Annotated in this window: 25 protein-coding genes and 1 riboswitch; of the genes, 14 read left to right on the top strand and 11 right to left on the bottom strand. The window is 62.9% G+C overall.

Annotation, left to right across the window (positions count from 1 at the left end):
- Positions 1–560 precede the first annotated feature (560 nt).
- The gene (locus O6X71_RS18975) at positions 561–749 is read left to right on the top strand and encodes a hypothetical protein (RefSeq protein ID WP_041394287.1); all 189 of its coding nucleotides are present in this window, start codon (positions 561–563) and stop codon (positions 747–749) included.
- 213 nt (positions 750–962) lie between these two features.
- Here O6X71_RS18975 and O6X71_RS18970 read toward each other — a convergent pair whose 3' ends face one another.
- Complete coding sequence (locus tag O6X71_RS18970; protein WP_081974598.1) at positions 963–1,355, bottom strand: MerR family transcriptional regulator; 393 nt, start codon at positions 1,353–1,355, stop codon at positions 963–965.
- Between the two features lie 66 nt (positions 1,356–1,421).
- Between O6X71_RS18970 and O6X71_RS18965 the strand changes: the two genes are divergently transcribed.
- From O6X71_RS18965 to O6X71_RS18950, 4 genes are read left to right on the top strand one after another with little or no spacing between them, the layout of a single operon-like run.
- Positions 1,422–2,066, top strand: coding sequence for a cation transporter (locus O6X71_RS18965; RefSeq protein ID WP_353467227.1), 645 nt, complete (start codon positions 1,422–1,424; stop codon positions 2,064–2,066).
- Between the two features lie 11 nt (positions 2,067–2,077).
- Positions 2,078–3,358 (top strand): TolC family protein, encoded by a 1,281-nt coding sequence (locus O6X71_RS18960; protein ID WP_041394291.1) that lies wholly within the window; start codon positions 2,078–2,080, stop codon positions 3,356–3,358.
- Positions 3,355–4,536 carry an efflux RND transporter periplasmic adaptor subunit gene (locus O6X71_RS18955; RefSeq protein WP_156340141.1) on the top strand — a complete coding sequence of 394 codons (1,182 nt, stop codon included), beginning with the start codon at positions 3,355–3,357 and terminating at the stop codon, positions 4,534–4,536. Before O6X71_RS18960 ends, O6X71_RS18955 begins: the two co-directional genes overlap by 4 nt.
- 4 nt (positions 4,537–4,540) lie before the next feature.
- A complete protein-coding gene (locus tag O6X71_RS18950) occupies positions 4,541–7,735 on the top strand; it encodes an efflux RND transporter permease subunit (protein ID WP_041394292.1) in 3,195 nt (1,064 codons plus the stop codon).
- Positions 7,736–7,814: 79 nt separating this feature from the next.
- On the opposite strand, the gene O6X71_RS18945 is transcribed toward O6X71_RS18950, so the two are convergent.
- The 4 genes from O6X71_RS18945 to O6X71_RS18930 form a co-directional block, all read right to left on the bottom strand.
- The gene (locus O6X71_RS18945) at positions 7,815–8,297 is read right to left on the bottom strand and encodes a c-type cytochrome (RefSeq protein ID WP_041394294.1); all 483 of its coding nucleotides are present in this window, start codon (positions 8,295–8,297) and stop codon (positions 7,815–7,817) included.
- 12 nt (positions 8,298–8,309) lie between these two features.
- On the bottom strand, positions 8,310–9,545 hold the full coding sequence (locus O6X71_RS18940; protein ID WP_041394295.1) for a molybdopterin-dependent oxidoreductase: 1,236 nt from the start codon (positions 9,543–9,545) through the stop codon (positions 8,310–8,312).
- A gap of 89 nt (positions 9,546–9,634) precedes the next feature.
- On the bottom strand, positions 9,635–10,786 hold the full coding sequence (locus tag O6X71_RS18935; RefSeq protein ID WP_041394297.1) for a TDT family transporter: 1,152 nt from the start codon (positions 10,784–10,786) through the stop codon (positions 9,635–9,637).
- Positions 10,783–11,655, bottom strand: a complete 873-nt coding sequence (locus tag O6X71_RS18930) for a LysR family transcriptional regulator (protein ID WP_041394299.1) — start codon at positions 11,653–11,655, stop codon at positions 10,783–10,785. The genes O6X71_RS18935 and O6X71_RS18930 overlap by 4 nt, the downstream gene beginning before the upstream one ends.
- A gap of 146 nt (positions 11,656–11,801) precedes the next feature.
- Here O6X71_RS18930 and O6X71_RS18925 point away from each other — a divergent pair, with 146 nt between their 5' ends.
- Together O6X71_RS18925 and O6X71_RS18920 are read left to right on the top strand one after the other, a co-directional pair.
- Positions 11,802–12,869: a sulfite oxidase gene (locus O6X71_RS18925; protein WP_041394301.1), complete on the top strand. Its 1,068-nt coding sequence runs from the start codon at positions 11,802–11,804 to the stop codon at positions 12,867–12,869.
- A complete protein-coding gene (locus O6X71_RS18920; RefSeq protein ID WP_052075880.1) occupies positions 12,866–13,378 on the top strand; it encodes an MgtC/SapB family protein in 513 nt (170 codons plus the stop codon). The genes O6X71_RS18925 and O6X71_RS18920 overlap by 4 nt, the downstream gene beginning before the upstream one ends.
- Before the next feature lie 50 nt (positions 13,379–13,428).
- On the opposite strand, the gene O6X71_RS18915 is transcribed toward O6X71_RS18920, so the two are convergent.
- From O6X71_RS18915 to O6X71_RS18900, 4 genes are read right to left on the bottom strand one after another with little or no spacing between them, the layout of a single operon-like run.
- Positions 13,429–14,199: an anti-sigma factor family protein gene (locus O6X71_RS18915; protein WP_052075881.1), complete on the bottom strand. Its 771-nt coding sequence runs from the start codon at positions 14,197–14,199 to the stop codon at positions 13,429–13,431.
- A complete protein-coding gene (locus O6X71_RS18910) occupies positions 14,196–14,705 on the bottom strand; it encodes an RNA polymerase sigma factor (protein WP_041394245.1) in 510 nt (169 codons plus the stop codon). Before O6X71_RS18910 ends, O6X71_RS18915 begins: the two co-directional genes overlap by 4 nt.
- Position 14,706: 1 nt before the next feature.
- Positions 14,707–16,146, bottom strand: a complete 1,440-nt coding sequence (locus O6X71_RS18905) for a YncE family protein (protein ID WP_353467226.1) — start codon at positions 16,144–16,146, stop codon at positions 14,707–14,709.
- Position 16,147: 1 nt separating this feature from the next.
- A complete protein-coding gene (locus O6X71_RS18900) occupies positions 16,148–16,513 on the bottom strand; it encodes a DUF305 domain-containing protein (protein WP_353467225.1) in 366 nt (121 codons plus the stop codon).
- Between the two features lie 167 nt (positions 16,514–16,680).
- Positions 16,681–16,757, top strand: a riboswitch (Fluoride riboswitch).
- 23 nt (positions 16,758–16,780) lie between these two features.
- Between O6X71_RS18900 and O6X71_RS18895 the strand changes: the two genes are divergently transcribed.
- Together O6X71_RS18895 and O6X71_RS18890 are read left to right on the top strand one after the other, a co-directional pair.
- Positions 16,781–18,139 carry a voltage-gated chloride channel family protein gene (locus O6X71_RS18895; protein ID WP_041394249.1) on the top strand — a complete coding sequence of 453 codons (1,359 nt, stop codon included), beginning with the start codon at positions 16,781–16,783 and terminating at the stop codon, positions 18,137–18,139.
- On the top strand, positions 18,096–18,548 hold the full coding sequence (locus O6X71_RS18890) for a DUF190 domain-containing protein (protein ID WP_235512508.1): 453 nt from the start codon (positions 18,096–18,098) through the stop codon (positions 18,546–18,548). The genes O6X71_RS18895 and O6X71_RS18890 overlap by 44 nt, the downstream gene beginning before the upstream one ends.
- Before the next feature lie 406 nt (positions 18,549–18,954).
- On the opposite strand, the gene O6X71_RS18885 is transcribed toward O6X71_RS18890, so the two are convergent.
- Complete coding sequence (locus tag O6X71_RS18885) at positions 18,955–19,269, bottom strand: hypothetical protein (RefSeq protein ID WP_146168879.1); 315 nt, start codon at positions 19,267–19,269, stop codon at positions 18,955–18,957.
- A gap of 394 nt (positions 19,270–19,663) precedes the next feature.
- A complete protein-coding gene (locus O6X71_RS18880; RefSeq protein ID WP_056476515.1) occupies positions 19,664–20,314 on the bottom strand; it encodes a recombinase family protein in 651 nt (216 codons plus the stop codon).
- Between the two features lie 271 nt (positions 20,315–20,585).
- On the opposite strand from O6X71_RS18880, the gene O6X71_RS18875 reads away from it, so the two are divergent.
- From O6X71_RS18875 to O6X71_RS18855, 5 genes are all read left to right on the top strand, one after another.
- On the top strand, positions 20,586–20,831 hold the full coding sequence (locus O6X71_RS18875) for an AbrB/MazE/SpoVT family DNA-binding domain-containing protein (RefSeq protein WP_353467224.1): 246 nt from the start codon (positions 20,586–20,588) through the stop codon (positions 20,829–20,831).
- On the top strand, positions 20,828–21,214 hold the full coding sequence (locus O6X71_RS18870) for a type II toxin-antitoxin system VapC family toxin (RefSeq protein ID WP_353467223.1): 387 nt from the start codon (positions 20,828–20,830) through the stop codon (positions 21,212–21,214). Before O6X71_RS18875 ends, O6X71_RS18870 begins: the two co-directional genes overlap by 4 nt.
- A gap of 482 nt (positions 21,215–21,696) precedes the next feature.
- A complete protein-coding gene (locus tag O6X71_RS18865) occupies positions 21,697–22,407 on the top strand; it encodes a hypothetical protein (protein ID WP_353467222.1) in 711 nt (236 codons plus the stop codon).
- A 41-nt stretch (positions 22,408–22,448) separates the two neighbouring features.
- Positions 22,449–22,682 carry a hypothetical protein gene (locus tag O6X71_RS18860; RefSeq protein WP_353467221.1) on the top strand — a complete coding sequence of 78 codons (234 nt, stop codon included), beginning with the start codon at positions 22,449–22,451 and terminating at the stop codon, positions 22,680–22,682.
- 97 nt (positions 22,683–22,779) lie between these two features.
- The gene (locus tag O6X71_RS18855) at positions 22,780–22,947 is read left to right on the top strand and encodes a hypothetical protein (protein WP_353467220.1); all 168 of its coding nucleotides are present in this window, start codon (positions 22,780–22,782) and stop codon (positions 22,945–22,947) included.
- Positions 22,948–23,001 lie beyond the last annotated feature (54 nt).

The following is a 23,001-nucleotide window of genomic DNA, read 5'->3' as shown; positions in this document are numbered from 1 at the left end:
ATATACGCCATGCCACTAGCATACGCCGATCTGCAGCCCGGCGGAATCACAGACGCGACTTTTCGCACAGTCTGGATGGTGAATCGGGAATCTGAGATAAAAGGGGAAAACCAGCCTAGCGCCATCCTCTGCCACCTTCGACATTGTGCATCACTGAGTGGGCTTCTAGACGCATCCAATGAAACGCCGGGCTCGCCCACTCTCCAAGATATTGCATTCCATGGCGTTTTTCGTCCTGGCGGTGATGTTGCTGGTCCGGCTTGGCCCGCTCTGCGAGACGATGGCGATGGCCGCGCCTCCGGCTGCGTCCGCTATGATGGACTGCGCCAGCAAATCAGCAGGCGCTCCCATCAAAAAGGCCCCTGCGTCGGCCTGCGCCATACCGTGCGTTGCGGTTGCCGGCGAAACCGTAGAGCATGTCGGGCTGGTTCCGTCCTCCCGTCTATCGCCTTGGCCGGCTCCACAGACCGGCCTTTTGGGCATGGCATACGCTCCGGCCACACCCCCTCCGCAAACCGTGTGACGTCGAACACCATCACACGTAAATTTCGGAGAATATCATGACCAAGTTCAAGCTCATCAGCGCTGCCTTCGCCCTCACCCTGTCGACTGGCGCATTCGCCGCTGTCGCCAATTGCTGCGCCGACATGGCGTGCTGCAAGGACGGTGCGGACTGCTGCAAGGATGGCGCAAAAGCCAAGGCTGCTGACTGCTGCGATCATGCCAAGGGCGGCATGAAGCACGGCTAAAAGCTAGATAGGGGCGGGCAACCGCCCCTATCTATTAGCCGGCTGCGATACGCCGCCACGCCACGGCTACTGATCGACTACATAGCTATCCAAGAATGGAACGGGCCGCTTACCAGCGCGTCCGTAAACGATTAAAAAATGGGAACACCCAAGCATCCCAAGCCGCGTCGCACGCGTCATGAGAGAAATATTTATCCTCGTTCAACCGTGGCATTAGTTGGGCACGGCAGTAATCGCTTCCATTACCCGGCAGTCGGCGATGCGTCCGCCATCGCAGGATCGTGTTGCAGCACTCAATGCGTCGCGAAGCGCGACAAGGCGTGTGATACGATCCTCCACGCTGGCGAGATGCCGACGGGCGATGGCGCCGGCCTGGTTGCAGTCCTGATCGGGATCGGCAGACAGGGCAATAAGCGATCGGATTTCATCTACTGAAAATCCTAGTTCCCGGGCATGGCGGATGAAGCCAAGCTGGCGAACCTGCCCCTCTCCATAGGTGCGACGGCCTCCAGACGTGCGGAGCGCTTCGGGCATGAGGCCGATTTCCTCATAGAATCGGATGGTGTTGATTTTGGTCCCTGTCCGCTTTGCCAAATCGCCGATCATCAACACGTTGCCACTCCACTAGAAACCGCTTGCTCCTACAGTGACTGTAGATCGTAGAGGCACGATATGAGTGCAAGTGAATCCTCTTCATGCGGTTGTTCCGGTGATACCAAACGAGCGGAGCGCGATCCCGCATATCGGCGCGCATTGTGGATCGTCGTTCTGCTTAATCTGGGCTTTGGTCTGGCTGAAATCGTCGGGGGGTTCCTTGCCGACAGCCAGGCATTGAAGGCCGATGCCCTCGATTTCATCGGGGACGGCAGCATCTCGCTCCTCGGATTGATTGCGCTGGGATGGACCGCTCGTGCCCGTTCTCAGGTTGCGCTTACACAGGGCATATTCCTTGGCGCGCTCGGGATAGGTGTCATCGCCTTCGCCCTTTGGCGTGCGATGAATGCAATTGCGCCAGAAGCCGAATTGATGGGCGCTATCGGGATCGTTGCGCTCATAGTGAACGTGACGGCTGCACTAGTTCTATCGCGATTTCGCGAAGGGGATGCGAACGTCACCGCTATTTGGTTGTTCAGCCGTAACGACGCGATTGCCAATGTTGCGGTGATCATCGCAGCCGCCCTTGTTGGCTGGACCGGTGCGGCTTGGCCCGATCTGGTCGTTGCCGGCGTCATCGCGCTCCTGTTCCTGCATTCGGCCTACGAAATTATCCGCAATGCGCGGCGCGAAATCCAATCAACGGCAAGGCCGTCGTCATAATGACTTACCCTATGAAGCTCCGGCACCGGTTGCCCTTCGTCCTGATCGCGGTCGTCGCCGTCGTTCCGTGCGTAGCGCACGCCCAATCGCAAACCGGTTCCGAAGCGACGGTCACCCCGGTACTGACGCTAGAAAAAATACTGGCGTTGGCGGAAGCGTCAGCACCGTCGCTAGAAGCAGCGCAGGCCGGCGTTCGGGCAACAGGTGCGGCGCGCGATGTAGCGGGGCTGCGCCCTAACCCTACGCTGAATGGCGGTCTGGAATATTTTGGGGGTTCGGGGGCATATCGCGGTCTTCGTAGCGCGGAAGCTACAGTCGGTGTTGCTCTACCTATCGAGCTTGGCGGCAAGCGTTCCGCGCGGGTCGGTGTTGCCAACGCACAAGGGGAGCAAGCTCGGCTCGCCCTGGTTATTGCTACGGCCGATATTCGGCTCGCTGTAACACAGGCGTATATCGAAGCCGTAGCAGCCGAGCGTCGCATCACGACTGCGCGCGAGCAAGCCGGCATTGCCGGGGAGGCGGCCCGCGCGGCGGGCATTCGGGTACGCGCGGGCAGGGCATCGCCGCTAGAGCAACAGCGTGCCGACGTGTTGCGCATCAATGCCGAAGCTGCGGTTGAACGTGCGCAGCGCCTGACGGAAGTCGCGCGGGGCAATCTCGCCCGGCGTATTGGTCAGCCCGTAACCGGCCCGCTCGACGTTGCCTGGTTCGATCGCGTGCAAGGTTACGGCCCCTCGATCGCGGCCAGTCCGGGCGGCACGCTGGCATTGTCTGCGGCGCGAGCCGCAGTGACGACGGCAGATGCGCAAGTGCGGCTTGCTCGCTCCCAACGCATCCCCGACGTGACCGTCAATGCCGGCGCACGCCGGCTCGATGCGTCGAACGATATGGCTGCGGTCGTCGGCCTCTCGATACCGCTTCCACTGTTCAACAACGGCCGGGCGTCGGTCGTTCAGGCGCGGGCGCAACGCGATCAGGCGGACGCGATGCGACGCGCGGCTGAGCTGGATGCGGGGCAGTCGATAGCCAGCGCGGAAGCGGAAGTGGCAAATGCCGCGACGACCGCTAGAACCACGGGTGGGCCGGTCCTGGCAGCAGCGACGGAAGCCGCGCGCATTGCCCGCATCGGCTACCGTGAAGGCAAGTTCGGCCAACTCGATCTTCTCGACGCCGAACGCACCCTGTCTGAAACCCGCACGGCCGCGATCGATGCGCTGGCGACCTACCATGATGCAAAGGCCCGGCTTGAGCGGCTGACCGCTGCCGCTCCCGAACTGGCGAAGGACCAATGATGACGAAGACCGGCGCGCGGGTCGTACTATCCGCTCTGCTTCCCCTGACGCTGCTTGCCTGTGGCGGGGGCGGGGAAAAGAAGGCCGACAACATGGCCGGCATGGAAGGGATGGAAAAGGGCGAAGGCGAGAAAGGCGAAGCCGGCAAACCTGCCGATAAAGACGCCGTAAGCCTTTCGGCCCAGCAAATCGCGGATGCCGGGATCGAAGTTGGTCGGCCTGCGATTGGCGGCGTTGCCGGCGCAATCGAGCTGCCGGCCTTGGTTCAGGGTGATCCGCAAGGGGTGCAGGTCGTATCCGCGACGATCGGCGGTCGTGTCGTCTCCCTTACCCGTAACCTCGGGCAATCGGTGCGCCGTGGCGATGCGCTTGCGATCATTGAAAGTCGCGAGGCCGCCTCATTAAACGCCGAGATTGAAGCCGCGCGCGCGCGCTCTGCGCTCGCACAATCGAACCTGCGCCGTGAGCAACGTCTGTTTGCTGAACGCGTCTCGCCGGAACAGGATCTCATCGCCGCTCGAACTGCTGCCACCGAAGCCAACATTGCGGTCCGCCTCGCCCAACAGCAGCTCTCGGCCACAGGCGGGAGCGGGGGTGCGCTGAACCGTGTGGCGATCCGCTCGCCCCTTTCCGGTCAGATCATCGCTCGATCGGCGACGCTCGGTCAGACGGTTGCGGCAGACGGCGAGCTGTACCGGGTCGCCAACCTCTCGCGCGTGACCATCGCTGCGTCACTCTCACCGGCTGACGCCGGCAAGGTAAAGCCTGGAACACGCGTTGAAGTCACCTCGGCCGGCCGCAGGCAGGAAGGTCGCGTGACCTTCGTGTCGCCCGCTCTCGATGAAACCACGCGGCTTGTTCAGGTTATCGCTTCCCTCGATAATGCGGGCGGCACTTGGCGGGTAGGGGAGCCCGTCACGGCCTCGATCCTGCTGCCCTCGATCGGGGATCACAGTATCACTGTGCCGTCCACGGCGGTCCAATCGGTAGAGAATAAGATGGTCGTGTTCGTGCGCACGCCTAGCGGCTTCAAGGCCGTTCCGGTGCAGGCAGGGCGTCGCAACGGCGATCAGGTCGTCATCACCTCTGGCCTGACCGGCAGCGAGCGTATCGCAACCACCAATAGCTTCACGCTCAAAGCCGAACTCGGCAAGGGCGGCGAAATGGACATGGATTGATCCAATGATCGGCCGTCTTGTAACTTTCGCGGTCGAGCGCCGCTGGCTCGTCCTGCTTTTCACCGGGATCGCGGCCCTGGTGGGTGCTCTGGCGCTGCAACGCCTTCCGATCGATGCCGTCCCTGACATCACGAACAATCAGGTTCAGGTCAACGTGATGGCCCCCTCTCTGTCGCCCGATCAGATCGAGCGGCAAGTATCATTTACGATCGAAACCTCGCTCGCTGGCATACCGGGTCTGGAATATACGCGCTCGCTCAACCGGAACGGCTTTGCGCAAATTACCGCCGTATTTTCCGATGCCACTGATATCTATTTTGCCCGCCAACAGGTGGCCGAACGGCTGCGTTCAGCGGAGGAACGCCTACCCCAAGGCATCATGCCGGAAATGGGGCCTATCGCTACCGGCCTTGGCGATATTTTCATGTGGACGGTCGAGCTTCGCGAGTTGGACAAGGTCCGGCATCGCGACGGGGAACCGGGGCTGCAACGTGATGGCAGCTATATCACGCCGGAAGGCGAGCACTTGGTCAGCGAAGATGACAAGGCCACTTACCTGCATACGGTTCAGGAATGGATCGTTGCTCCCCAACTTCGGGGTACGGCCGGCGTCGCCGGCATCGACTCCCTTGGGGGGTTCGATCGCCAGTATCTCGTCATGCCCGACCTTCAACGCCTAGCCGCGCTGCGCCTCACGATACAGGACCTCGCGACCGCATTGGAGCGCAGCAATAGCAGCATCGGCGCGGGCATCGTGGACAGTAACGGCGCGGGCCTTTTCGTCCGCTCCGACGCGCGCGTGCGAACCGCGAACGAACTGGCGCGGACGGTCGTGGCGACCCGCGAAAACGTCCCCATCACGCTCGATCAGGTCGCGACCGTCAAAGCAGGCCACGGCATTCGCACCGGCTCCGCTTCCGAAAACGGTCACGAGGTCGTGGTCGGCACAGCTGTCATGCGCATCGGCGAGAATAGCCGCACCGTCGCCACGGCTGTGTCCGATCGCCTGAAAACAATCAGCCGCTCGCTTCCGGCCGATATCATCGTGAAGCCGGTGCTGGATCGCACCAACCTCGTGAACTCCACGATCGCGACTGTCGGCCGCAACCTTGCGGAGGGCGCGGTGCTGGTCATCGTCGTGCTGTTCCTGCTGCTCGGCAATATCCGGGCGGCATTGATCGCGGCCCTGGTTATTCCTGTCACGGTGCTGCTGACCAGCGCCGGCATGCTACGTGCCGGGGTGTCGGCCAATCTAATGAGCCTCGGCGCGCTCGATTTCGGCCTGATTGTCGATGGCGCAGTCATCATTGTAGAAAATGCCCTGCGCCGCTTAGCGGAACGCCAACACGAGCTGGGCGAACGCCTTTCGCTAGAGGAGCGGCTTGCGATCGTCGCCGCGTCCGCGCGCGAAATGATCCGCCCATCGGTGTACGGGCAGGCGATCATCATCCTTGTCTATGCCCCGCTGCTCACCTTCTCGGGCGTCGAAGGCAAGATGTTCGAGCCGATGGCGCTTACCGTCATCATCGCGCTCGTGTTCGCCTTCATCCTGTCCCTGACATTCGTCCCTGCCGCCATCGCGGCATGGATTGGCGGACGCGTGGATGAGAAGGAAAGCCGGGTCATCGCAGTGCTGAAACAGCGCTACGAACCCGGCCTGGATGCCGCCATGCGACGCCCGAGCATAACGATCGGCGCTGCGGTTGTGGCTGTGGTAGCAGCTGTCCTGGCCTTCTCGACGCTGGGCCAAGAGTTTTTGCCTCAGCTTGATGAAGGCAACATCCTTGTTCAGGCGTGGCGGCCTGCGGGCACCTCTGTCAATCAGAGCCAGAAGATGCAGTTTGCAGTCGAGAAGATGATCGCTCGCGAGCCGGAAATTCGCTTCGCGTTCTCGCGTACCGGCACGTCCGAAATCGCCTCCGATCCGATGCCGCCCAATGCGACGGACACGTTCGTGATCCTCAAGCCACGCGACGAATGGCCTGATCCCAGCCTGCCTAAGACTGAGCTGGTCGAGCGCCTTGAAAAGAAGCTCAAGACCATTCCCGGCAATGGCTACGAGATCACGCAGCCTATCCAGATGCGCTTCAACGAGCTGATCGCGGGCGTCCGTGGAGACTTGGCGGTCAAGGTGTTTGGGGATGACTTCGGGCAGATGAACGCGACCGCCAATCAAATTGCGGCAGTCCTCCGCAAGATCCGTGGTGCGGCTGATGTGCAAGTTGAGCAAACCGAGGGCCTGCCGCTGCTCGATATTCGGCCGAACCGCGATGCGATGGCGCGTGTTGGTGTCACTGCCGGCGACGTGCAAGATACCGTTGCCGCGACGATTGGCGGTCGTGAGGCGGGCATGATCTTCGAGGGCGATCGGCGCTTCCCGGTCGTGATCCGCCTGGCGGAAACCGCACGGGCTGACCTACAGGCGATCGGGCAGATACCTATTCCTACGCCCAACGGCTCCTACGTCCCTCTGGGGAGCGTCGCGGACGTTGCTGTCGGGGATGGTCCAAACCAAATCAGCCGCGAGAACGGCAAGCGCCGCGTCGTGGTGCAGGCCAATGTCCGCGGTCGCGACGTTGCTGGCGTGGTGGCTGACGCGCAGGCCGCGATCGACGCGCAAGTCACGCTCCCTCCCGGCACCTACCTCCAGTGGGGTGGTCAGTTTCAGAATCTGGCTGCGGCGCGCGAGCGGCTGACGATCGTCGTCCCGATCTGCTTCGCGGTCATCATGTTGCTGCTCTATGGTGCTCTCGGCAGCGTCCGCGACGCGGCCCTGGTGTTTACCGGCGTTCCTCTGGCGCTGGTGGGCGGCATTCTCGCGCTCGTGTTACGCGGCATGCCGTTCTCAATCTCGGCCGCTGTCGGGTTCATTGCGCTGTCGGGTGTGGCTGTGCTGAACGGGCTGGTGATGGTTAGCTCGATTCAGGAGTTGATGCGGCAGGGTATGGCGCGGGCGCAGGCGGCGAGGGAGGGTGCTCTGACCCGTTTCCGCCCCGTCGCCATGACAGCGCTCGTTGCATCCTTGGGGTTCGTCCCAATGGCGCTCGGGCACGGCGCGGGGGCGGAAGTGCAAAAGCCGCTTGCTACGGTCGTGATAGGCGGCTTGATCTCCGCAACGTTGCTGACTCTATTCGTGCTGCCAACACTCTATGCGCGCTTTGGACAGGCACGGGCTGATCCGGTCCCACAAACCACCTGACGGACGTATTGCTTTTACGGATCGTCTCCCAACGGCTTTTCTAAGACGATGGTATTTCGGGATTATGGAAGTAGATCGGTTAGCCTGTTCCACCTGAGACACCGGGAGCCGCCTTGGGGTCGGGATCCTGCGCCTTGCCTGTCGCGGGTGCCGCCTTCTGGCTCGGCATAGCGATGAGATAGGCGACGATCGCGTCGACGTCCTTCTCGGCCACCGGGGCCTTGTACACCTTGCGCATCTTGGTGACGGTCGCCTTCCACTGATCCGCCGATAGCGATGGCTGGGTCAGCGCCATGCTGGCCGAGTGGCACGAAGTGCAGTTGGCGTTGATGACGTTGGCGTGCGGACCATCGGGATAGGTCGCTTCGTCGACCGGCAGGTCGACGCTGGTCGAGGCGAGCGAAAAGCCGCGGGCTGAGACGCTGGTGGGCGGTGCCGGCTCGGATGTCTCGGAGATCGGGGCAGGCGCCTTGCGGCTGCTCGGCGCCCCGATCGAGACGAGGATAATGCCGGTCAGGCCGATCAGGCCAGCGGCCATGATACCGGGAGACGGGGTCTTCATGCTACTCGCTCCTCAGGCCGCGATGATGGTGGTGGTCTCGATATTGCCGCGCATGAACCCGCCTGGGTTCCAGATCGGCTTCATCGGCTGAGCGACACCGTTGGCGTTCCAGCAGCGCACCATGATGGGGTTGGGACCGCGCCTAAGCGGCACGCGACCATCCCAGCGCCGGAAGCTATACTTGCCCTCGTCCGCTCCGAGCGTCGTCCTGTACCAGGTGCGGCCACCATCGGATGAGACATCGACCTTGGCGACGCCGCAGTCGCCGCCCATCGCGATCCCGCCAACCGGGATGGACGCTTCATAGGCGATCGCCTGGCCATCCGGCAGGCTGGTCATCCAGCTGCGCGGGATCATGCGATTGATCGGCACGGTCGGGAAGTCCTTGGCACCGGGCGCGACATTCGCGCCGGGTGTCGCCGGTATCTTGTAGGCCTTGGCCATCCAATACTGGTCGTCAGGGCCGGGCAGCACCTCGATCGCGTTCAGCATCTTGACCCAGTAGGTCGAATACCAGCCCGGGACGATCAGCCGGCAGGGAAAGCCGTTGAGGAGCGGCAGCTGCTCGCCGTTCATGCCGAAGGCGATCATCACTTCGCCGTCGCGGGCATGGTCGATGTCGAGCGCCTTCTCGAAGTCAGGGGCGCCCGCCACAACCGGCTGATCGAGCGCGCCGAAGCGCACCTGTACCGCGCCTGCCTTGACCCCCGCGAGGTTCAGCACGTCGCGCAGGCGCACGCCGAGCCATTTGGCATTGCCCATCGCGCCGTTGCCCCATTGCGCGCCGGCGACCCGGGGCTGGAACAGCCCACGGCTGTTGCCCGAACACTGGTTGATCGCCGCCATCTCGACCCGCGGCAGGCGCAGCAGTTGGGCAAGGCTGATCGACAGCGGTCGGTTGACGTGGCCGAAGACGTTGAGGCGGAAGCTCTCGACGTCGATCGAGGTTGGAATGTCGGCCCAGTGCCAGCGAACGAAGAACTGGTCGTTGGGCGTGAACACCGACTTGTCGAACACGTCCATCGGCGTCTCCAACAGCGGAGGATGGATGCGTTGAAGGATCATGCTGCCCTTGCCAGGAAAGGCGCTGGTCATCGGCCGCTCGGCATTGCCGCCAGGCAGCTTCAGGTCGACGAGCTGCTGCGCCAGCGCAGGTGCTGCGGCAAGGCCGGCGGTGCCGAGCGCCGTACGCCTGAGAAAGCGGCGACGGCTGGTTTTACTCGCCAGCGCGGCGTCAAAATTGTCCATGACAAGGCTCTCCTGTGGCCAGCCACGCTGGCGGATCGAAGCGGCGTTCTGCAAGTGATCGGACCGACTGATCCGATCATCAGGGTGGATCAGTTCGGGGTAGCGATGCAGGGCGAGACGAACAGGTTGCCGCGCCATGCTCCGGCGAGCGTCTTGGCACCGACCAGCAGCCACATCGCCGCGAGCGCGATCGTCAGCACCGTGCCGACGATACCGAAGAAGCCGAGGTTCAGCGTCGTACCGAGGCGGAAGGTGGCGACGGTGTAGACGCCGAGCGGGAAGGTATAGCCCCACCAGCCAAGGTTGAATGGGACGCCGGCGCGCCAGTAGCGGATGGTGATGAGCGTCGCGAGCGCCAGCCACCACAGGCCGAAACCCCACAGGCAGAGCCCGACGACGACGCCGATCCCTTGCGCGACGGTACCGACATCGACCAGCCCGTGCGCCGCGAGGATCGCCGGCGCATCCGCCCCAAGCACCAGCATACCCAGCGCCCCGGTGCCGATCGGCCCCAGCGCGAGCCAGGATGATGCCGCCATGCTCTCGTGCGGGAGCTTGTGGAGCGCCATGCGCAGGATCAGGATAGCGAGGATGCCAAACGCGACCGGCACCGAATAGGCCCACAGCACATACGAGGTCGCGAGCGTCACGATCTGCGCGTGGGGATCGACCAGATGCGGCGCGAGCAGCCCGCCGCTGGCACCCGCCACTTCCGCTGCGACGACCGGCAGCAGCCATACCGCGGTCATGCCGTCCAGGCTGTGCTCGTGGCGGGTAAACATCAGGTAGGGGATCAACACGCCGCAGGCGAGCGACATGGCGACGTCGATCCACCACAGGACGTGTGCGACCGGCACGATGCCGTTACCGAACCGCACGATCCCGAAGGCGAGGCATCCGTTGATGATCGTCGCCAAGCCCATCGGAATGGTCCCGATGAACATCGACACGGTGTTGTGGCCGAAGATGCGCCGTGCCTCATGCCCGAACATCGCCCAGCGCGCGCCATAGAGACCGGCGAACAGGATGAAGAGCGCGATGTTGAAGAACCACAACACCTCGCCAATCGGTTTGAGCGCGGGGCCGATGCCGGGCACCTGCGGCAGCGCGAGAGCGAGGATGCCGGTGCCCATGGTCGCGGCGAACCAGTTGGGCGTGAACTGGCGGATCATCTCGCGCGGATGGTCGAGCCGGCTGAGCGGCTTGAGGCCGGTCAGGACCGGAGGTGTTTTGGCAGTCATGCGACCTGCTCCTTGATAAGGTCCGTCAGCGCGTCCGCCGCGCGGGTGCGATAGCGTTCCTTGTGGCGCAGCGCGTGGAAGGCGCGATCGGGCAGCCCCAGCGGCAGCTCGACCAGATCGCCCGCCTTCAACGCACGAGCGACGACCAATCGCGACAATACGGCGACGCCGGCACCGGCCTCGACCGCGGTACGCACCGCCTCGTTGGACGGCAGCGTCATCGCTACCGTCAGCTGGGCCGGATCAAACCCGCGCGTTCGCAGCACGTCCTCGAAGGTCGAGCGCGTGCCCGAACCCTGCTCGCGGACGATCCAGCGTTCAGCGCGAAGCCAGTCCTCGTCGACGCGCCCGGCGTCCTCACGGCCGACCAGCACCATCGGGTCACGCCCGACATTCCAGAGGGCGAGCGCCGGTTCGTCCACCTCGCCCTCGACGAAACCGAGCTCCGCCGCGCCGCTCAGGATCTGCGCTGCCGCACCTTCGGTGTTGTCGATCGCCAGTTCGACCGCGATCTGCGGGTGGCGTTCGTGGAAGGCGGCGAGCTTTGCCGGCAACCAGTAGCTCGCGATCGTCTGGCTTGCGACGATCCGCAACGAACCACGGGCAAGCCCGGCATAGTCCGCCAGCATCGTCTCGGCATGCGCTGCCCGCCCCAGCACCGCGCGCGCTTCCTCCAGAAAGCCGCGGCCTGCTTCGGTCAGCTGGATGCCACGCCCGACACGGTGAAACAGAGGAACCCCGTAGCGCGCCTCCAGAGCCGCGACCGCGCCGGACGCAGCAGACTGCGTGACGTTCAGCGCCTCCGCTGCCTTGGTGACGTGTTCGCGCTCGGCGACACCGACAAAGATTCTGAGCTGCTCCAAGGTCATGCAGCTTATATCGCGCACTCTGATCGATACGACCAACCGTTTGATCTGTTTATTTCAATCTGGATACCGGAACGATCGGTAATCCTTCGTCTGCGATAGTCTTGAAGACTTGAAGCGATCCGCGCGCTTGCGGCGTTGGTTCGTCCATGACTGATATGATCGAGCGCAAATCCGAGCCCTACAACGCCGAGCCGACGCCCGGCGCGCTGATCGAGCGGTTCCTGACGCCGCAGGCGCTGTTCTACGTGCGCAGCCATGGTGCGGTGCCTGATCTGCCTGCCGATCACCGGATCGAGGTCAGCGGGATGAGCATGGAAAGACGCTCCTTCTCGGTGGAGGAATTGAAGAGCGCGTTGGCCACGCGGACGGTGACGGCAGTTCTCCAGTGCGCCGGCAACCGGCGCACGGATCTCCAGCCGGTCGCAAAAACGTCCGGCGACCCCTGGGACGTGGGAGCGATCGGCAATGCGGAATGGACCGGCGTACGACTGTCCGACCTACTGGATGCCGTCGGTGCGCCGGATGCGTCCGACCTGTTTGTGGCGTTCACCGGCGCGGACGAGGTGGACGTCGAAGGCGAGGAAGCATTGTTCGGGGTCTCGATCGCCATGGACAAGGCGCGGCAACCCGACGTCCTCATTGCCTGGGCGATGAACGGCGAGCCGCTGACGCCCGAACACGGCGCACCGCTCCGCATGGTGGTGCCGGGCTATGCCGGGGTGCGGAGCGCCAAATGGCTGACACGGATCGAGGTGCGCGACACGCCATCCGACGCACCGATCCAGGCGCACGACTACAAGCTCTTTCCTGCCGATGTGACGAGCGACACCGTCGACTGGAGCCAGGGTCTGACCATCAATGCCATGCCGCTCAACGCCGCGATCTGCGTGCCCGGCTCTGGCGAAAGCCTGCCGGCCGGGGAGGTGCGGATCGAGGGCTATGCCATCGCCTATGATCGCCGCGTCTCTCGGGTCGAAGTGTCGATAAACGGTGGTCGCGACTGGCAACAGGCGACGTTCACCGATGATCCGGAGGCGCACTGGGGTTGGCGGCGCTGGACCCTCGACGCCACGCTCGTCAAGGGGCGCCAGCACCTTGTCGTGCGCGCCTTCGACGAGACTGGACAGGGTCAGCCCGAGCGGCCGGATACGATGTGGAACTTCGCCGGCTATCTGTGCACCGCCTGGCATCATGTGCACGTGCTGGTCGAATGATCGAAGCATCAGCGGCATCGGACCTCGGCTTTTGGATCGACGCGATCGGGCGGCTGGTGGTGGCGACCGCGGCTGGGATGGTGCTCGGCTGGGAACGCTCGCGCGAGAACCGGCAGATCATGGGCTTGCGGACGCTGGGCCTCGTCGGTCTGGCGAGCTGCATCGCCGTGCAGGCGATCGTGCACAGTGGCTTGCCGAATGTGAACGCCGATGCCGCAGGGCGGGCGATGCAGGGCATTTTGTCTGGCGTCGGTTTCATCGGTGCCGGTGCGGTGCTGCGGGTCGGCCAAGGTCAGGAAGTGCATGGACTGGCGACCGCCGCGTGCATCTGGGTGACAGCCACGATCGGCGCGGCAGCAGGGTTGGCGGTGTGGCCGCTCATCATCGGCGGGTTGAGCCTTGCGATGCTCGTACTGTTCGTCGGCGCTCCGCTCGAACGTCGCATTCGCGAGCGGGCCAGGCTGACTCCGGCAGAGGCCGACCGGAAGGATGCCGAGCGCAAGCCGTGATCCCGCTGGTCCGCCCAGTGCCTGTCGCGCTGAGAACCGGCCACGCGCTATCAGGACACAAGCGCCGCATCGGCCTGGCGCCGGACCTCGTTGGCGATCGGATGCAGCTCGGCAGCGGGGCGCTCCCCCACCACACTATAGCCGATCCCGTCGACCGCCCATGTGACCCGGCCCATGGTCCCGCTGGACGTGCTGGTCATGCTTGCGCTCTTGTCGATTTGCATGGGCCTCGTCAGCACCGCGAGCTTCGACGCTTGCGGTCCATCATAGAGGAGCAGCGCCGCAGGGCCGTGGGGCGTCGCGACCAATCGCCCCCCGCCATAGCGGTAACCCGCTGTGCTAAGGTCCGGGATGGTCACGCGCTCACCCAATCGGCTGGAGGTCCACCGGATCAGCATGGCGCGCTGGTCGGGGCCGATTTCCGCCGGTCGGATCCGGTCGGCGGCATAGACACGGAAATTGTCGCTCGCCTCATTGGCCAGCGCCGCGATGCCCGCGTGGGGTTCGCCGCTCCACCGCGCGCTCGACCAACCACCGCCAAATCCGACCGCCAGCAGAAGCGACGCGGCGATGGCGAGTTGCCAAGGCGGTTGGCGTTGCCGTCCCCTGATGGCTGCGACGCGCATCGTCGCCGGGATCGGTTCCTCCGCGATGGGAGCGAACAGGGACGCAAGGGCTCGCGCCTGCTCCGCCTGCTCCCGCAAACGGGCATGCACGTCCGGCTGGCCTTCAAGGTAAGCGTCGACCAGACGCTGCCGCTCGGGCGACAGCCTGCCATCGATCCACGCGGCCAGATCGTCTTCTCCGATCGGGCTGGTCATCGAATACTCCTTAATCGTGGCCGTTCATCCTCCTGGAGGAGCGTCGCCAGACGGTCGCGCCCCCGCGATATGCGCGACATCACCGTTCCCAGCGGCACGCCGACGACGGCAGCGACTTCCCCATATGACAGACCTTCGACGGAAATGAGGAGCAGCACCGTCCGCTGCTCCTCGGGCAACGCATCAAGTGCGCGCAACAGGTCTCGGTGGTGCAGGCCTGCGTCCTGATCGGCCGGGTGGCCGAGCGCAGCGTCGTCCACGAGGTGGAGCGGAACCGCCGTACCTCGCCGGCTATGCTGCCGCTGATGGTCGACCAACAGATTGTGCAGGATCGCATAGATCCAGGGGCGAACCTCCGTCCCGCGTCGTTGCCGCCAGCGCCCGACCGCGCGCTCAAGGCAATCCTGCACCACGTCATCCGCCATCGCCCGATCGCGCAACCACGACCGGGCATAACGGCGCAGACCGGGGACCAGGGGCTCGATCGCGGCGGCAAGCGGGTCCATCTCAGTCGCGCTGCACCTGCACGATGCGGCCCGGTGCGCCATTCACTACCTCGGCGACCGCCAGAAAGCGCCGGGGGGCCGCTGCACTGCCCTGAACGATCTGCCGGATCGGACCCGATGCGTTGACGATCGCCGCACCTGCCGGATTGCTCATGAAGTTCGCAAGCGGCTCTACCGCACCGCTGCCGTCCGCGTTGGCGGTGAGCACGAGCATATAAGGCTTCTTGGGCTGCAAACCGGTAACGGCACTCTGCACGACCTGAATGATGCCCTGGTCGAAGAGGGTAATGCTGCTTGCCGCACCATTGCCTCCAACTGGCCCCATGTTCAGATGCACCGCCTTGCCTGCCGTACCGAGCGGTTGGAGATTGTCGGTGCCGGGGCCTGTCGGAATAGCGTTCGGCACATAGGCGATCGCCTGCGGTGCCTGTCCGACCGGCACGGTGGCAACGACCTTGTTGCCGGCGGTGTCGATCGCGGCAAGTTCATCGGCATTCTCCAGCCCGACATAGATGCGCCGGCCGTCGCCCGATGGCCAGACGCCGTGCGGCATCTTGCCGACCGGGATGGTAGCGACAAGCGCGAAGTCGGACGTGCGGAACACCTTCACCGCGTTTTCCCCGCCCACCGTGACATAGGCGAACTGTCCCCTGACCGTGCGGGCGAAGTTGACGTGATTGGTGATCGGTCCGGTATCCAGCACCTTGAGGATCGCGAAAGGCGGCCTGGCATCGAATGCGACCGTCTTGCCGATGTCCTTCAGCGTGAACCACACCTGCTTGCCGTCCGGCGTCGCGGCGATGTTGGGACAGAACGGACTCGGCTGCGCCACCTGTCCGACCTGCGCGTGGGTCGAGACATCGAACACGGCCAGCACCGGATTGAACGAGGAACAGACATAGCCGTATCGGCCATCGGGAGAGAAGATCGTCATGCCCGGACCACCGGGCGTCTTGATGCGACCGGTCTCCTTGTACGTCGTGGGGTCGAGCACGGCGATGTAATCCTCGCCGCGTACCGTAACCCACACCTCCTTGCCGTCCGGCGTGAAGAACGCCTCATGCGGGCTGCGCCCGACATAGGTCGTGTGCTTGACGGTGTTGGTGGCGGTGTCGATCCACGACACGGCGTTGGATCCGATCGACACGACCGCCAGTGTTTTCCCGTCCGGCGAGAAGCCGAGGCCGTGAACCAGCACCTGCCCCTTGTAGAGCGGGGAAAAATTCATCGGCTGCGGATCGCCGAGCTTGATGACGCCGAGCAACCTGTTGTCGGCCGGGTCCGTCACCGACACCGTGTTGGAGAATTGTTCGGATGCATAGACGCGGTCGCGGTGGCTGACAGGCACGTCCTTGTCGTTCCACGGCGCCTGCTGGGCCATGGCAATGCCCGGTGCGGCGCTCATCAGCAAGGCGGCCGAGCGCAGGAAGGTCGGGATCATGTCAGTGCTCCATATGGCTGTGGTGGTCGCCGCCCTGCGTCGGGGCTGGCGTCGAAGGGGGTAGCGGCTGACCGATCGCCAACTTCATGGCGGCGATCTCCTGCTGCTGATCGATGATGATCTCCTGCGCAATGCGCTTGAGCTGCTCGTTATGGCCGTAGCGCAGCTCTGCCACCGCCATATCAATGGCGCCCTGGTGATGCGGAAGCATCATTGCGACGAAGTCGCGGTCGACTTCGCCGGACGGCTTGACCATCATGCCCGCCATCATCCGGTCCATCGCGGCAGATACCATGCTGGCGTAGCCATCGGCGGGGGCGGCCGCGACTGCGCCGGTGAGCATGGCCGAAGCAGTCAGACCCAGCATCCAATTTCGTCTACGCATAAGCCTCCGGCGCATCAGTCTCGAAAGCGTAGACGACGCCCGTCGGGGTTTATTCCATGGGTGCAGTCATTTTATCGATCTTCACCAAGACATATGGTCCCTTCGCAACCCTGCGGTTGGTTGACCAGGTCGCCGTCGGACATCATATGCTCGGGCACGGCGATGGATTTCCGCCGGGCCATTCGGCCGAACCGCCCTCGCAAGGGCCGATGATTCCTACCAAGCGCCGCAAGGCAGCAAGGAGGAATCGTGCGCGCGACATTTCGCAATCTCTACGACCAGTTCAACATGGCAGCGTTCATTCGCGATCGCCGCACCCATGCCATGTCGGTGCTGCGGTGGGCTTTGATCCTGGTCCCGATGGCCGCAACGGTGGGAACGCTCTGCGCGGCCTTCTTGTGGAGCCTCGATGCCGTGACCCGGCTTCGCTTTGCCTTTCCCTGGCTGCTCTACCTGCTGCCGATCGGCGGGTTCATGGTCGGACTGCTCTACCATCTGACAGGGCGCTCGGTCGAAGGCGGTAACAACCTCATCGTCGAGCAAATCCATGAACCGGGGGGCGGTGTGCCGCTGCGCATGGCCCCGCTCATCTTCTTCGGCACGGTCGTGACGCACCTGTTCGGGGGATCGGCGGGGCGTGAAGGCACCGCCGTGCAATTGGGCGGCAGCCTTTCCAGCGGCTTCGGCCGCGCACTCAAGCTGGATGCGGAAGCGACACGCATCCTGCTGATGACCGGAATCGCGGCGGGCTTTGGCGCGGTCTTCGGGACGCCGATCGCGGGCGCGGTCTTCGCGCTGGAGGTCCTGGCGATCGGCCGGGTCGAGTATCGTGCGCTAGTACCATGCTTGGTCGCGGCACTGGTGGGTGACTGGACCTGTCTTTCCTGGGGCATTCATCACGGCGCCTACCATGTCGATGCGATGGTGCCGGTCGACGCGTCGCTCGTCTCAAAAGCCAGCCTCGCGGGCGTCGTATTCGGATTGGTCGGGCTGGCCTTTGCAGAGGCCAACCATGCGCTCGGCGGATGGCTGAAGCGCGTGATACCCTATGGCCCACTACGACCCGTTATCGGTGGTTTGGCCGTGATCGCGCTGGTCTGGCTATTTGGCACGCAAGATTATCTCGGCCTAGGCACGCTGGCGGCAACGCCGGGTGGCCTGACCATTGCCAGCTTCTTCGGCTCCAATACGTACCCGTGGAGCTGGGCGCTGAAGCTGCTTTTCACCGTCGTCACCCTAAGTGCCGGCTTCAAAGGCGGGGAGGTGACCCCGCTGTTCTTCATCGGCGCGGCGCTCGGCAATGCGCTCGCGCCCGTATTTGGAGTGCCGACGGGGGTGTTCGCGGCGATCGGCTTCGTCGCGCTGTTCGCGGGTGCAGCCAACACGCCGCTTGCCTGCACCTTCATGGGGATCGAATTGTTTGGCGCGACCTATGCCGTGCCGATCGCAGTCGCGTGCTTCGTCGCCTACCTCTGCTCAGGCCACAACGGCATCTACCTGTCGCAGCGCGTCGCTGTACCAAAGGTACCTGCCGCACACCTCACACCCGACGCGACCCTGCGCGATGCCCGCACGCACCGCGCTTCTCGCCGGCGCACGCGCGCCTGATCCTGTTTCCTGTCGAAAGCCCGTCATGCCCAACCGTTTCACTGTCCATCACCGCGAAGTCGGGATGCTGCGCATCTATCTAAAACCGTCCGACAAGATCGGCCCGCGTCGCTTCTGGGGGGCAAAGCCGCTCTATCGTGAGCTGATTCGCACCGCGAAGGCGGACTGCATCATCAACGCCGTCGCGCAAAATACCCATTACGGCTTCAGCAATCACGAATCGATCCGGGAGAACGGCTCGGAAATTGCCGATCCGCATCTGACGATCTGTGTCGAACTGGTCGGCGATCACGATCAGCTCGACCTTTTCTGTCGCCGGCATGGAGATCTGCTCGGCGACAAGGTGATCGTCTACAAACGACTGGAGCATTGGACTATCACGCGCAAAACTGAGCTAACCAGAGCCTGATTGGCGTTCCCGTAAAGGAACCCGACGCGGGAACAGGGGGCAACAGCGACGAGTGGACTGCCCTCACTTTAAGCCACTTTCCCAAAAACCGTTCCTAAAACGTTTTCTCAAAATGCCGCCAGCTTAACGGAGTAATGAGAATGACTGGCACACTCTCCAAGGCGACGCAAAACACATGATTTCCGAGGGTATCACTAAAGGGCTGGCCGCAGCTAATAATCGAGGGTCGGGGTACGCGACAAACCCTGTCGTATTGTCTTAGTAGGCGGAAACCAGATTTTGGAGGTTTTCCGTCACTCCCTATCGTTAGCGTATATTTGGATGCGTTCGATGTACCGCCCCCGAATTGCGCGATTTCAGCCGATCAGGTTTTCTCAACCGGGCCGTTACTCTGATACAAAGCTCGTCAGGCGGTTATCACCATCAAAGCTACCATAATCAGCGCCATAATAATCGTGAAAACAATCCTTATATTTCGGCTTGGAATGATGACGTACAGAAACGTAACAAAGCAGACCGTAGCTCCCCCAATCTCAAACAATGCTATGTCAATGGCATGAGACATACCGTTGCCTGCAGCGTCGCTATCATTGGTTGTTCCGTACCGGACGACCAACAGGATAATGACGTCAACCAATACCATAACCGAAAAGCCGAAGGTACGGCGTGATCGCATCCACCATCGACGTTTGTCTAGCGGCTTCTCACGCCGGGGAACCATGCGTCTGTCTATCGGATCGTTCAGAGGTCTGCTCATTCTCTAGATCTCTGCAGGTCCATCAGCATCCTCACAAGCAACCGGAATTAGCTGAGCCCATTGCTTCATAACGATTGATCCGCCAGCGCTTGGAATGGTCATGTCAGACATCTCCATGAGCTTCAAATGTGAGATAGGACGCAAGCCGCGTCATTGATGCTGCCGGTAAGCGTCCACCCAACCCGGCCGTTCCCGAAAATTCGATGATCGGCAGGCACAGTTATGGGCGCCCCGTATTTGTCAGAAAGGGTATACCCTGAGTGGGCATGGGCTTTGGTACACAAAACCCGTTCAAACAGGGTCGATAGCAGAGAAATCGGACACCTCATTATGAGGGTCTAGAGTCTGCCTGAACACATTAAGGGTGCGCGTCTGACATTGCTGCGTCAGCCTCTGCCTGACGACGGCGATCACGAGCAATCTTGGCTAGCAGCGTTCGACTGCACCCAGTCGCATCCATTATATCGCGCCAGCTTCGGCCATCGCGAAGAAGGCTCGAGATCGCAGCGTTGCGGGTCTTGTTCTCGGGACGTCCCTTATAAAGGCCCGCTGCCTTGGCTTTTGCGGTGCCTTCGGCTTGTCGACGACGGCGATCCTCATAGTCCTTACGGGCAACCGCGGCGAGTACGTCCAACATCATGGCGTTGACCGCTGCGAACATTCGGCCGGTGAACTCATCCGTCGGTGCCGTCAGGATCCACGACGTCGGCAGGTCGAGTGCAACAACCCGGACCTGCTTGGCGTCGATTAGATTCCGCAGTTTGATCCAGTCTGGGGAGGTGAGGCGGGAAAGCCGATCAACCTGCTCGACCAAGAGCACGTCTCCCGGCTCGCAATCCGAAAGCAGGCGGAACAGCTCTGGCCGGTGAAGCTTGGCTCCACTTTCGTTTTCGACATAGCGGGCCGCAATCCGAAGCCCGTGCTCGGTCGCAAACACGTCGAGGGCGCTCTTGGCGCGCGACGCATCCTGTTCGGAGGTAGAAGCGCGAAGATAGGCTCGGATAAACATCCCGTAGTCTGCTATATGTGGTACTTATTAGTCTAGTCCTTTTTACGCCGTCAGGACGGGATTAAAGTACCAGCTATTGAGAGGTCTGCGAAAGGCATACTCTAAGAGTACCAAGCTTTTGCGCGCGTTGGGCGGCGTGGCGCTGATATGACATAGTCTGATAATAGTGTCATATAGCTGCTGGTGTGACACTCTGGCGGAAAAAGTTGCTGACACGCTGATGATGGCTGGCATGTTGATGGTGAGGCGGTCGGAAGATATAGAGGCTGTCATGACGCTTCAGATCAATATCACGCCGAACGGGCGCATGAGCCTTCCCGCCGACGTTCGTAAGCGCTTGGGTCTGACCGGTGGCGGTGCGGTATATCTCGACGAAACGGAAGATGGCCTCGTTCTGCGGACCGCCGATCAGGCGGTGGCAAGGGCACAGGCGCTGGCCAGGCGATATACCGGCGGTAATCCCGACGCCTCGGTTGACGCCTTCCTTCAGCGGCGTCGTGAGGACAGCGGCGAATGAGCGTCGTTCTCGACGCCTCAGCCCTTATCGCCATGATCAAGGGCGAGAAGGGGGCCGCCAAGGTTGCAGCCGGTATCGCCGGTGCGCGGGTGAGCAGCGTGAACTACGCCGAGGTGGTGACCCACTTCATCCATGCTGGGATGCCCGAGCGAGAAGTCGACGCCATGCTCGATCCGTTGCCACTGACGGTGGTGCCCGCTGACAAGGCTCTGGCGCAAATCGCTGGGCGGCTGCGCGCCGCCACGGCCGAGGCGGGCCTTAGCCTTGGAGATCGCTTCTGTCTGGCGCTAGCCCGACGGGACGGGCTGCCCGCCTGGACCAGCGACCTGAACTGGAAGAAGGTCGCAGATGCTGCCGAGGTCAAGGTCGTGACGATCCGCTAGCACGTGACGGGAAGGGTAGGGGCGACCGCCTACCGGTCCTCCGGAAGCGGAAGGTCTGCATTTTGAAAATACTGGTGGAATGGCGTCAGTCCGCTTTCGGGCGGCGATCGCGACAAAGCGGACGCTCCTTCAGGCGGCGGGCAGAGGCGCGAACGCTTGTCGTTGGTGTGGAGCGATCAATCCGCTTTCGGGTGGCAAGCGCGAAGAAGCGCTCGCTTGTTCAGGGGCGGCCAAAGGGGCTCGTCACCTGCCTACTCACGCCGAAAGGATACTGCCTGTTTTAAAAGCGATTTTTGCGCGCTGCCGTCCTTGTCAGTCGATTGACCTTCCCAGGGCCGAGACCCGAAGGGGCTTGGTGGAACGCATGCGAAATAAAGCGGCGGTCCCGGCCTCACCAAGAGACGTCCTGATAGCCTAACCTTATTTAAAATAGCGACCAGGCTGATCTCAGTCCTTGGAAGGACTAGATAAACGCCATGCGCATGTCCCGTTATCTCGATGCTAAGGCATTCCTCGACGAGGCAAAGGCCTTGAAGGTGACCCACGGCCACCTCTCCGACACCGTCCTCGAGCGATTGGAAAAGCAGCGGTCGCTGATCCCGCGTCTGCGCCTACATTATCCCGACCCCATCGAGCGCCGCTGGTGGGCGCAGGACCACGAAGGCTATGATGTCGGCGGCATCCATGAGCCGGAGGGACAGCTCTGGGAAGATGCCAACGCGCTTGAGCAGGCACGACAAAAGAGGCGTTGGGAGATCGATCCCACGGTCACACCGCATCCGCTTGACGATCCCGAGGCGCGGTTTCTGCCCTTCATCGAGCATCCGGCCGAGCTGCCGTTCGTGGCGTGGCGCGATTATCGGGTCTCGGTCAACGCGGAAGGCGCGAAACCCTTCTACGCGTCGCAGACAGTCGTAACTTATTATTCGTCGTGGCAGCTCCTTCAATATGCCGAAGTCGCGACCATGGGTGTAACGGCCCTGATGAACCTGTTAGAGTTCGACAACTGGCCGAGCGCGGAGGCGGTCGCTGCAGTCCGCGTGCCGCATGCGTCTTGCACGGTGCGCTGCCGGCTTCGCAGCCTTGGCTCTGCGAGATCGGCGTTGCCGTCTACGATTTCCAGACACCGATCGGCGGTGTGCTGGCGATCGGTGCGGCATATTATGCGGCGCGACCGGTATGGCGGCAGCTGAAGGACACCAACCTCAAGACCAAGATCCAGCATCGCGAGACGTTGGCGAGTTTGCTGCGCGAAGCGCAGGACCGCTTCGCCCGCGTCGCCAAGAGCATCGCGAATCCGATGAATGACCTCGTTCGGCTCACCACTAATCAATCGGGGGAGACCATCGCGATCGGCGCACACGACGCCTTCGCAATCGGACAGCGCCTTTGTGGTGAGCTCGACTGGTATCTGGTCGATTTCAACGCGACCGAGGCTGACGGCACCGAGACTCGAAGGCGGCGTTAAAGGCGGCGCTCGCCGAACTCCTGCGCACCCTCAACGACGTTCACTTGGTCGAACATAACGAGCAGCACGACGAGGACCACGGCATCTCCGATGACGAATGGGCGGCGATCCTCGTCCGCTCGCAAAAGGGGAGACGCTGGCGGCCGACAAGGCTGCGGCGGTGCGGCGAGCGATGAATGCCCTCCAGCAGGCTCAGGCGACTTGGTTGAATGCGCTGCGTGGCCGCATCGCCAAGCTTGACCTCGAAATCGCGGCAGCGTCTTGAGAGGTCTTTTCGACGCCGAACAGGGGCACGCGCCGAGGCTAGCGGCCGAGATTA

The sequence above is a fragment of the Sphingomonas faeni genome (genome assembly GCF_040407505.1).
Taxonomy (GTDB): Bacteria; Pseudomonadota; Alphaproteobacteria; order Sphingomonadales; family Sphingomonadaceae; genus Sphingomonas; species Sphingomonas faeni_E.
Note: the sequence above shows the minus strand (reverse complement) of the source record. Positions and strands in the feature narration are given on the sequence as shown.